Origin of the sequence: Domibacillus sp. 8LH (assembly GCF_038806185.1) — a bacterium.
In the GTDB taxonomy this organism is placed as follows: domain Bacteria; phylum Bacillota; class Bacilli; order Bacillales; family Domibacillaceae; genus Domibacillus; species Domibacillus indicus_A.
On the sequence record NZ_JAVJNG010000054.1, the window covers coordinates 1 to 8,656 of the forward strand.

An 8,656-nucleotide genomic window follows, 5' to 3' on the forward strand; every position below is an offset into this window, starting at 1 on the left:
AATGGTGACCCCTACGGGATTCGAACCCGTGTTACCGCCGTGAAAGGGCGGTGTCTTAACCGCTTGACCAAGGGGCCAATATGTATTTTGATAAAGTATACTGGCGGAGAGCAAGGGATTCGAACCCTTGAGACAGCGGTAACCGTCTACACGATTTCCAATCGTGCTCCTTCGACCTCTCGGACAGCTCTCCGTAAATGGCTCCTCAGGCAAGACTCGAACCTGTGACCGGACAGCTTTATGCTATCCGGTCGCAGCAACTGAGCTGGTGTCTTCATGCTCACACATAGGAGTCTTAGATGCATTACTGAATCACACAGTACGCTTATGCCAATAGCGGCGGAGGGGATCGAACCCCCGACCTCACGGGTATGAACCGTACGCTCTAGCCAGCTGAGCTACACCGCCAAAAAAAGTATTAAAAATATTGGTGGAGCCTAGCGGGATCGAACCGCTGACCTCCTGCGTGCAAAGCAGGCGCTCTCCCAGCTGAGCTAAGGCCCCATATTTAAACAGATCGGGAAGACAGGATTCGAACCTGCGACCCCTTGGTCCCAAACCAAGTGCTCTACCAAGCTGAGCTACTTCCCGGACTTGAACAGGATGTTCTGTCTTTTAAAAAGTATATCCACTTTCAAAAGAATCTTGTAAGAACTCTGTTTCATATATACAATAACGCGCCTGAGAGGACTCGAACCTCTAACCGCTTGATTCGTAGTCAAGTACTCTATCCAATTGAGCTACAGGCGCAAAAGTGCGGGTGAAGGGACTTGAACCCCCACGCCTTGCGGCGCCAGATCCTAAGTCTGGTGCGTCTGCCAATTCCGCCACACCCGCATATACATGGTGAGCCATGAAGGACTCGAACCTTCGACCCTCTGATTAAAAGTCAGATGCTCTACCGACTGAGCTAATGGCTCGGTAAGTGGTGCCGGCAAGAGGACTTGAACCCCCAACCTACTGATTACAAGTCAGTTGCTCTACCAATTGAGCTACTGCGGAATAATCTGCACTAACGACAGCTATAAAATATTATCACCCTTAAAATTTAAAATCAATACCTTTTTCAAAAATATTTATTACTAACTTTCTTTTTTCAGCATTTCCCCTTCTAGCAAATTGAGATACACCTTTAAAAAAGCACCGTATAGAGCTTTGAATTTATCTTGAAGAGCGGCACTTATCAAAAATAGAAGATGTAAAATATAAATAAAGCAGAAGATCAAGATGCTAAAAACTTATGTAAGAATTACCTTTAAGAAGTACACTTAGCATCAGGTTCCGGTTAAACTTCCGTGTAAAAGCTTGTTCTACACATAACATTGCGATTCAAAAATATACCTGAATGACAAAGGCTAGAGCGTTTTTTCGTGCGGGAGGTTTAGGAATACAGGACAACAACTACTATTGAATATCATGAACGGTCCGCGTAATATATAAATACAAGCTGCGTTGTGCGTCATAATATAAAGTTTTAACCTTTAAACTGTAACAGGGAGTTTTACATGGAATCCAGAATGACAAGCCTCGTTCGTTTTTTGGCCAATGAGGACAGGCAGGAAGGTTTCTGCGAACACCCACTTTGAGGAGTGGTGGTTTAAAACTTTCTTCTATTCAACAACGGTAAAGGCGGCTTACTTACATACTACCTTACACTTCACCTACATATATGATCTTTAAACCCTGAAAGTAGTCCCTTAGACGACTTTAGATAAATCTCAACATGAAAAAAGCGGCCCATATACCGGGCTGCTTTTTTTTGCGCAGTCACTTGAGATCTTTATGATTAACCTACTCTTTGTTTCCTGATTCCCGCTAAATCATCAGTATTTCACGAATATCCTCTTCGGTAAGCGTTGACGATGATTTCTCTTCAGAATCAATAATTTCTTCAATTAGATCCCTCTTTTTCTCTTGCAGTTCATTCATCTTTTCCTCGATTGTACCGCGGGCAACAAGCTTAATGACCTGTACATCATTTGTCTGGCCGATGCGGTAGGCACGGTCAGCTGCCTGCTCCTCGACTGCAGGATTCCACCACATGTCATATAGGATCACTGTATCGGCACCTGTCAGATTGAGGCCGGTTCCGCCCGCCTTCAAGGAAATGAGAAACAAATCACGTTCACCGTCATTAAATCGACTGCATTTTTCCACCCGTTCTTCTGATGAAGTTTGTCCATCCAGGTAGAAAAAAGGGAGTCCCTGACTCGCCAGCTCCCTGCCTATTAACTTAAGCATTTGCGTAAACTGCGAGAAAATCAATACTCTTCTTCCGGAAAGCTTTGATTCCTCTACAATCTGCATCAGCTGTTCAAATTTCGCTGAGCTTCCTTTGTATCCATCCACAAACAGAGCTGGATGACAGCAAATCTGTCGTAAACGAGTTAAACCCGCCAGGACTCTGATACGATTTTTCCGAAGTGTGTCCTTGTCCAAATGCTTCAAGGTATCGTGCCTTAGTTTCGCCAAGTAAGCAGCATATAGCTTCTTCTGATCAGGAAGCAGCTCCACTAATTCCATCGATTCAACTTTTTCAGGAAGCTCCGACAGTACCTCTTCTTTCATTCTCCGAAGCAAAAATGGACGGATTCTGCGGGCAATCTTTTTCCTAGAGAGCTGACTGTATTCCTTTAAACCCAAGAATAATTCAGGAAAGACAACGTGAAAAATCGACCACAGCTCCTCCAATGAATTTTCCACTGGTGTACCTGTGAGGGCAAAGCGATAATCCGCCTGTATCTTCTTCGCTGCTTTTGCTGTTTGTGTAACAGGATTCTTAAAAGCCTGTGCCTCATCAAAGAACACGGTGTGAAAAAATTGCTTTTCGTACCACACTTTATCTCTTACTAACAAAGAATAGGAAGTAATGACAACGTCTACACCCGTTACATTCTTCTGTATATTGAACCGTTCCTTTTTATTTCCATCTACGACAACCGCTTTTACTTCCGGGGCAAATTTTTTGATTTCGCTGAGCCAGTTATACGTTAAAGATGAGGGGCCAACAATAAGGACCGGGCGCTTCTTTTTCTGGATATGAGGAAGCTCAGACAGGATGAATGCAATGCTTTGGAGTGTTTTCCCCAGTCCCATATCATCAGCAAGAATCCCTCCGAACCCATAACAGGCAAGCGTCTTCATCCATTTATAGCCCTGCTTTTGATAATCATACAATATCGACTCCAAACTCTCTGGCACCTCAAACTCCAAACTGCCTGGATTACGGATTGTTTCCAAGAACTGACGGAATGATTTCTCTAACGTGAAGACATGATTATCATCAGAATCAAGAAGCTGAAGCCCCCGGGTAACGGGAAGACTTACGCCAATTTCCAGATCTTCCTTTTGTGCCGAAAGTGTTTTAAGGAAACGGTTAATTTCTTCAAATTCCCTTGTCTCCAAGGAGAGGAGTGATCCATTCCGCAAGCGGTAATACTTCCGTTTCTCCTCTAGAGCCAGTAGAACTTCACGTATCTGTTTTTCAAGAATGCCCTCCATTTCAAATTTAAATTCCAGCCAATTGGTTCTTTCTTTTTGGATGCTGACTTTAATTCGAGGCCGAGCATTCCCTCTGAAAAGCCTGTTTCTCACTGACGTAGTGGCGTATACTTGTACAAGCTTTTGCAGTTTCGGAACAACATTATGCAAAAACTCATACTCAAGCTTCTCATTATGCAATAGGTATCCGCTGTCAGTCTTGGAAAAAAAACTTTCCTCCATCAGCTGCAGGATTGCATCTTCTTTCTCCACATCTCTTACCGGCACGAAGCCTTTTCCAAGCTCCCGGCCTTCCAGCGGATTGAGGACAATATTTTCATATTGAAATTCCAGCCCGGCAAGCAGGCGGTTTTTCACACGGTCTAAATACAGCCTTGCAACCAACGGTGTTTTAAGCCATTTTTTAGAGACCTCTTCTGCTACCTGGACTTGGCCGATTTTTTTTAAACCTGGAACCACGTTTTCTAAAAAGTAATTCATTTTCTCCTGAGGAATAAAAATTTGATTGGAGCCTGAGGCTTCCAGCATCTGTTTAAGTTCTGAAAGGCGCTCGCTTTCCTCACTGCCCACCTGAATCAATGTATCCTCAAACAGAACAGACTGATAAGCGTTCAGCACCATTACCTCGCCGAGCCCCTTGATCTTAAGTTGATATCCTTCACTCTCTGCTACTGAAAGGTCAAACTGCAAAGGAAGTGCTTCATCCAATAAACGTAAACTATCAAACGTATTTCCGCCATGCGCCAGCTTCATTAATGGAGCCCTTGTCAGCACAGGAACAAGCCGCACCCAGGAAGATGGTGGAATGAGCAGCATGTTAGGGCGGATTGTATAGGCAGATTTGTCTGGCAGTGCGTTCACATATATTTTTTCATCATGAACCACTTGGATAAGCTGCTGAATAACCGCATCTGTTTCTTTTTGAAAGCAATGAAGGCTTGGATGGTAGGTAAATGCAGGCGAAAGCAGGCTTGGCTTACCTTCTTTCACCTGCTCAAGGAAATTCCGGATACTTTGCACATGAGTCGAACCGATTCTTACTTCTATTCCGAACATGAATTGCCCCTGGCCCATGTTGACGACTTTACACGTAAACTCCGTATCAAGAACCTGCCTTTTTTCAAAGTGAAGCTGAGACTTGCTTGAACGTTTAGGCTGGTTGTTGAAGAGGTTTAGCAGACCTTCTGTCAGTGCCTGATTTGCTGCGGAATCATCTTCACGCTCACTTGGAATAACAGGTAGCGCCCCTTCTCGCTGATGCCCGTAAATCGACAGTAATACAGCCGCAATATGCTGACAATCCTTTTGGAAAGAAGCCAGCACAGGGCAGCTGCATTTCGTGTGGAGCCCGCCATTAGAATCTATTTTTAACGTGACATGGAAGTCTTCCATTCCTGTAACAGTCGCTTCACAGCTTTCATGACTGTAATTTTCAAATGTTACTTTATTAGCACGGTAAAAAGAATCTCCTCGTTTGAATGAGGCGGTGCCGCACATGTCTTTAATGATTTTTTGATTTAGTTGTATGTTCAACAGGTGTTCTCCTTTATTGCGGGTATTCCGTTGTTTCTGCGGTATGTTTACATCTATTTGCCCTGTAACATTAAAATATCATTAACTTGCTGATAATTTTGCTTAAATCTATATTGCTTTGGGTGAAATGATTCAGTTCCATTCTATTTGTTATATTCAATATAGCATACGTATTTAATATGTTGCATTTATAGATCAGCAGCTAATGTCAATACCGGGAGAACCATTTTAACAGCGGAACTGACAGCTAACCCAAAACAGGCGTCATCCCTTGATGATCAGGGGATGACGCCTGTTTTATTGTACATTTGCGAATGCAACATAATTCCTTGATCTGCCCCCCGTCAAGTAGACACTCGTAAAAAGCTACATAGCCTTTACACGATATTCAACTAGAGAAAGGTTATGTAGTTTCTTTTGATATGTTTACTGCTCCATTAATTTGGATAAGAGTTCTTCCATTTTTCAGCTTCATCTTAATCCTTTGTTTATTAACAAGGAAATCTCATTTGTGTTACCAAAACAATGGATAAATGAAGATAACAATTAGAGGTATAACTGAAATTATCAAGATAGCTAACTTGCTTTTGATTTTTTGACTTATAATAAAAGCAAAAGATCCTATTATTGTGGAAACAAAGGATGCAGGAAAAAGCATTAACCCTGTGAAAAATTCTACAATCCCCCCACTTATCAAACCTAAAACAAGGAAAATTAAGTATTTTGTCAATTGGGTGTACCCTTTTCGGTTCGCTAGAAGGAAACAAGCAAAAGCTATTAAACCAAATAAGTAACCGATAACTGAACCAAAAACAGATATAAAATAAAATTGAACACTATCAAAATTGTGATAAATGACTTCTAGAAGAAAGCTAAGTGAGATAACAGCTGCTATTATAGCAGCAGCAGAGCCTTTCAGATATTGAAGCACGTAATTAAGCATATTCCACTTCCTATGTTATTTACTAATATTTCTTTATGAAGTTAATGCAAAATAAATGGCAAGGCCTGCAAGTGCACTAATAAAATATAGTATAGAGTAAGCCTTTTTGGTTAAAATCTTTTGGCCCCTACGAAGATAGCTGGTAATCAATATTAGACCGAGAACCATAATTAGAGGATTTAGATTGTTGAGGGGTGTAATGTTTCATTTTATTTGGCTTGCATGGTAAACAAAAATAACTAGGATCATGTAGGTGAAAAATGTAAAAGCAGTTTCTTTCATTACTTGACGATTCAAACAGAACATCCCTTTCTCATAAATGTTAATTATATCAAATCAGATTAAAATAAGTGTTGGTGCTAAATACCAATTTAGATCTGCCCCCGTCAAGTAGACACTCGTAAATAGTTACATAGCCTTTACACGATATTCAACTGGAGAAAGGTTATGTAGTTTCTTTTGACACCTTAAAGTGTTATAAAATTCGATGTATTTATGTATGGCTTGTTCAATTTCAAAAATATTATTAAACGTTAGGAGATAAAAGCATTCAGCCTTTAAATGGCCAAAAAAGCTTTCAATACAGGCATTGTCCAGACAATTTCCTTTCCTGGACATACTTGCTTTCATGCCATATGACTTCAGCGCGTGGTGATAGGCCCGGGATGTATATTGTACGCCTTGATCACTATGCAGAAGAATATCCTTTACAGGACGCTCTTTACAGGCTGCGCCGAGCGTATCAAGTACTAATTGGAGATTATTTACCCGGCTTATCTTGTAGGAGACAACTTCATTATTGTACAAGTCATAAATAACAGATAAATAAAGGCGTTGTTTATTAAAAGGAAGGATTGTCACATCCGTTACCCATTTTTCATTTGGGCGGGCAGCTTGAAATCCTCTATTCAAGTAATTTTGTGACACGACACAGACTTCTCTTTTACCGTAAAATACGCGTTTTTTACGAATCCTCGCTTGAATGCCTAGTCCCTTCATCAGCCTATAGATTCTTTTATAGTTAATGGGCTTCTTCATTGTTTTACGTAACCAGACCGTCATTCTTCGATAGCCAAATATACCCCGATACTGAGAAAAGACCTCCATAATCCTTTCTTGTAGAGACTGGTCTTCGACCTGTTTTTTTGAAGCTGTCTGTCCTTTTTTAACCCACTTATAGTATCCACTCCTTGAAACTCCTGCAATCTCACAAAGCAGGATAATAGGAAACCGGTGTGACATCTCATAGATCACCTGATATTCAAGGTATTTGGCTCTTCTTATCGCCCCTTCCTGGCTTCTAACAGCTTTTTTAAATATTCGACTTCTGCTTCTAAGTGTCTAATCTTTTCTTGATCCGAAGGATTTTGAGGTTTCCTTCCAGCCAAAGCTCCTCGCTTCTCTTTTAAGCCATCAATTCCGTCTTCTTTATAAGCTTTTACCCATCTCATCACCTGAGTCGCGTGCACATTAAACTGCTCAGCCACTGGCCGATACCCTCCTAGTTCTCCTGAAATATACAGTTCGACTGCCTGCAGTTTAAGCTCTACAGAGTATGTTTGTTTTTTCGCCATTTAAAATCCCCCTTGAGTAAACAGTAGCGTTGCTTTTCTACACTGTCCACTTAAGGGGGAGCATATCATCCTTTTATATTGCATTAAGTAAGACAGATTAACAAAGCAAAGATACAATTATTTGCGTACTGACAATCGTCTTTTATAAAAGAAAAATCCTAAAATACATATAACGACACCTGTAATGGCAGGTTTTATAATTGACATATCTGCATCACCACCAGAAACAATACTCCAGGCAATTTTTAATAATGCAGCTCCAATTACAATCCCTATAAGCCATTTCCAGTTTCTTTTCCATGCAGCCAAAATAAGCAGCACAAAAAATGCTGGAACAGTTAAACTGATGAGAACCTTCGCAACACCCAAAGGTCCTTACAAATACTCCATTTCATAAGCAAGAAAGGATAATACATCTGAACTGCTTGTCGCTGGTGCTGGGAACCAAAACATAATTGTAAAAAGCGCAAAATTCAAAGCAAATATACCCGTCCAGCTCCTTTTATAGGCAAATAATACAATGGGCACAATGAAGATTGGCCTTATATACCAGCTAAGAATATTGTGATGTCTCTCAAATGCCCAGTTGAAAAATAGACCGTTTGTTAGAAAAACAACTAGAAAAACGATTGTACTTAGAGCAAAAAACAAACCAAGTGAAAAATCGATTTTCTTGCTCACCGTAAAACCCCCTTTTCCCAACGTACATTTTTATAAAACGCCCTCCCTTTATTGTAAATTTTTTCTAGATAAGCACCACCCGAAACTTCCTAAAACACAAAAAAACACCTTAGCTTCCTTCTTACTTATATGAAACAAGAAAAGGAAAAGATATTTTTGTATTCAATACAACAAAATATCATTTATGTTACTTTGGATGCGAAGAGTTGAGCTTCTTATTTTAGTTTCACTACGTATTTATATATAGTATAAAATCCAATTATTAAAAGTGGTAACGCTGAAATATCCTACATTTTCCATTTGTGTCCCAATAGCCTTTACTCTATCAAAATTGTGAAGTAATACACTTAAACTAAACCAGCTAATAGTTTGTCAATATTTTTCAATAAAAATCTTGAAAATCGCATGATATACTAAAAACAAG

General features: G+C 40.4%; 6 protein-coding genes and 8 tRNA genes. All 14 read right to left on the bottom strand.

Annotated features, from left to right (window positions below; genetic code table 11):
* Positions 1–2 precede the first annotated feature (2 nt).
* A tRNA-Glu gene (locus RG959_RS23525) sits at positions 3–77 on the bottom strand.
* A gap of 24 nt (positions 78–101) precedes the next feature.
* Positions 102–193 (bottom strand) — tRNA-Ser (locus tag RG959_RS23530).
* Between the two features lie 141 nt (positions 194–334).
* Positions 335–408, bottom strand: a tRNA-Met gene (locus RG959_RS23535).
* 20 nt (positions 409–428) lie between these two features.
* Positions 429–504, bottom strand: a tRNA-Ala gene (locus RG959_RS23540).
* 13 nt (positions 505–517) lie between these two features.
* Positions 518–591, bottom strand: a tRNA-Pro gene (locus tag RG959_RS23545).
* An 85-nt stretch (positions 592–676) separates the two neighbouring features.
* A tRNA-Arg gene (locus RG959_RS23550) sits at positions 677–750 on the bottom strand.
* A gap of 5 nt (positions 751–755) precedes the next feature.
* Positions 756–837: transfer RNA gene (locus tag RG959_RS23555), tRNA-Leu, on the bottom strand.
* A gap of 7 nt (positions 838–844) precedes the next feature.
* Positions 845–920 (bottom strand) — tRNA-Lys (locus RG959_RS23560).
* Positions 921–1,815: 895 nt separating this feature from the next.
* Complete coding sequence (locus RG959_RS23570; protein WP_342799233.1) at positions 1,816–5,034, bottom strand: DEAD/DEAH box helicase; 3,219 nt, start codon at positions 5,032–5,034, stop codon at positions 1,816–1,818.
* Positions 5,035–5,548: 514 nt separating this feature from the next.
* A complete protein-coding gene (locus RG959_RS23575; protein WP_342799234.1) occupies positions 5,549–5,977 on the bottom strand; it encodes a hypothetical protein in 429 nt (142 codons plus the stop codon).
* A gap of 408 nt (positions 5,978–6,385) precedes the next feature.
* Complete coding sequence (locus RG959_RS23580; protein ID WP_342799238.1) at positions 6,386–7,297, bottom strand: IS3 family transposase; 912 nt, start codon at positions 7,295–7,297, stop codon at positions 6,386–6,388.
* Positions 7,258–7,551, bottom strand: a complete 294-nt coding sequence (locus tag RG959_RS23585) for a helix-turn-helix domain-containing protein (RefSeq protein WP_342799235.1) — start codon at positions 7,549–7,551, stop codon at positions 7,258–7,260. The genes RG959_RS23580 and RG959_RS23585 overlap by 40 nt, the downstream gene beginning before the upstream one ends.
* 117 nt (positions 7,552–7,668) lie before the next feature.
* Positions 7,669–7,920: a hypothetical protein gene (locus RG959_RS23590; RefSeq protein WP_342799236.1), complete on the bottom strand. Its 252-nt coding sequence runs from the start codon at positions 7,918–7,920 to the stop codon at positions 7,669–7,671.
* Positions 7,921–7,926: 6 nt separating this feature from the next.
* Entirely contained in the window at positions 7,927–8,232 is a 306-nt protein-coding gene (locus RG959_RS23595; RefSeq protein WP_342799237.1) for a hypothetical protein, read from the bottom strand.
* Positions 8,233–8,656: the final 424 nt, after the last annotated feature.